The organism is Micromonospora sp. ATA51, from assembly GCF_016802855.1.
GTDB lineage: Bacteria > Actinomycetota > Actinomycetes > Mycobacteriales > Micromonosporaceae > Micromonospora > Micromonospora sicca.
In genome coordinates this window covers 1-2,060 of record NZ_JAEVHJ010000583.1, presented here as the reverse complement: position 1 = coordinate 2,060, position 2,060 = coordinate 1, and the positions used below count along the sequence as shown (strand labels likewise).

Here is a 2,060-nt window from a genome sequence, read left to right as displayed (position 1 = left end):
CCGTGTGGACCGAGGCGGAGACCAAGACGGGGTTCTCGTCAAGCTGCTTCAGCGAAGCCGCCCACCGCTTGTCGGAACGACGAACAGCACGCACCGTCCCGTCAGCTCGACCGCGCCGCCGCACCGAGCCGCAGCACCGCCACCACCACCACGACCGGCCGGATCAGCGCCGAACTCCAGGAAGTGGTCGACCTGGTGAACAAGGAGCGGGCCAAGGCCGGCTGCAAGGCGCTCAGCATCGACGACAAGCTGATGAAGGCGGCCCAGGCACACAGCCAGGACCAGGCCGACCACAAGACCATGTCGCACGACGGCAGCGACGGCAGCGACGTCGCGACCGGCTCGACCGGGTCGGCTACGCCTGGCGGGCGTACGGCGAGAACGTCGCCTGGAACCAGCAGACGCCGGCCGCCGTGATGGACGCCTGGATGAACAGCCCGGGGCACCGGGCCAACATCCTGAACTGCTCCTTCACCGAGATCGGCGTCGGTGTGGCGCGGAGCAACGGGCCGTACTGGACGCAGGACTTCGGCACCCCGCGCTGACCGAACGCGAGTCGTGACCGGGTCCGCGGTCGTTTGACCGGGTGAGGTACGCCGGGGTCAGCCCGGCGTACCGGCAGGGGCGGCGGGGTGCCGCCCGCTACCCGGGAGCTGCCGATGCGGATCCGGCCGGCCGGCCCGCACCGTGGGTCCGGCCAGCGCGCGCCCTCCGGCGCGGACTGCGCCGGACCTGCCGGCGCTGGTGCCGCTGCTGCTGCTCGCCCCGCTGCCCGGCTGCCGGGCCGAACTGCTCCCGCCCGGGGCACCCACCCCGTGGCCGGTCGAGTCGGCCCACCGGTGGCAGTGGCAGTGGCAGCTCAGCGGCCCGCTCGACGTCACGGCCGAGGCGGACGTCTTCCTGCTCGATCCGGTGCGGACCACCTCCACCGAGACCGCGGCGCTGCGCGCCCGGGACCGCCGGCTGGTCTGCCAGGTGCGGGTCGGCACGTACGCCGGCACGGACCCGGACGCCAGCCGCTTCCCGACCGCCGTCCGCGGCACCGCAGTGGCGGGCCGGCCGGGCAGCCGCTGGCTGGACGTGCGGCAGTGGGACACGCTGAAACCGGTGCTGGCCGACCGGTTCCGGCTGTGCCGGGGCAAGGGCTTCGGGGCGGTGGCGCTCGCCGACGCCGACGGGTATCTGCACCGGCCCGGCTTTCCGCTCGACTTCGACGACCAGTTGCTGTTCAACCGGCGGCTGGCCACCCTCGCCCGGTCCCTCGACCTCTCCCCCGGCCTGGTCAACGACGTGCCGCAGGTCGCCGCGCTGGCGCCGGACTTCGACTTCGCGGTCAACGAGGAGTGCGTCCGGCGGCGGCAGTGCGCCAAGCTGCTGCCCTTCACCGACGCCCACAAGCCGGTCTTCCACGTCGAGTACACCGGCAGCCCGGACGAGTTCTGCGTGACCACCGTCGGGTACGGGTTCGCCTCCATCCGCAAGGACCGCGACCTGGACGCCTGGCGGGAGTCCTGCCCGCTCCCCTGACCGGCCCGGGCGGTGGCGACGTCCGTGACGGATGGTGGTCAGCCGGCAGCGGCGCCGCGGCCTCGCGCGGGACCGGGACGTGACGAGGGGCCCCGGCGCCCGGGGCCCCTATGCGGCGCAGGTCAGCGGGCGCCGACCAGCTCCGGCGCCGGGGTGGGCGGGTCGGCCGGCGGGGTCGCCGCCCGGGCCCGCAGGAAGCGCGGCGCCCACCAGTTCGCGTCGCCGAGCAGAGTCATCAGGGACGGCAGCACGACCGCCCGGATGATCGTGGCGTCCAGCAGGATCGCCGCGGCCAGCCCGATGCCGAGCTGCTTCATGTCGATCGTGCTGAGCGAGGCGAAGATCGCGAAGACGCCGACCATCACGATCGCCGCGCTGGTCACCACGCCCGCCGACGAGCTGATCCCGTACGCCACCGCGTCCCGGTTCGACATGGCTCGGGGTGTGGCCGCAGACGGTGAACAAGTGGCGGGCCCGGTTCGTGCGTGACCGGCTGGAGGGCCTGTCCGACGAGCCTCGTCCGGGCGCCACCC

At 73.9% G+C, this 2,060-nt stretch carries 2 protein-coding genes and 1 pseudogene; 2 read left to right on the top strand and 1 reads right to left on the bottom strand.

The annotated features are described in order from the left end of the window. Together JNW87_RS38010 and JNW87_RS38005 are read left to right on the top strand one after the other, a co-directional pair. Positions 1 to 545 (top strand): annotated as a pseudogene (locus JNW87_RS38010) (CAP domain-containing protein); the annotation flags it as partial. A gap of 199 nt (positions 546 to 744) precedes the next feature. Beyond that, positions 745 to 1,527: an endo alpha-1,4 polygalactosaminidase gene (locus JNW87_RS38005; protein ID WP_238455398.1), complete on the top strand. Its 783-nt coding sequence runs from the start codon at positions 745 to 747 to the stop codon at positions 1,525 to 1,527. 122 nt (positions 1,528 to 1,649) lie between these two features. On the opposite strand, the gene JNW87_RS38000 is transcribed toward JNW87_RS38005, so the two are convergent. Continuing rightward, positions 1,650 to 1,961 carry an MMPL family transporter gene (locus JNW87_RS38000; protein ID WP_375373602.1) on the bottom strand — a complete coding sequence of 104 codons (312 nt, stop codon included), beginning with the start codon at positions 1,959 to 1,961 and terminating at the stop codon, positions 1,650 to 1,652. Between the last annotated feature and the right edge of the window lie 99 nt (positions 1,962 to 2,060).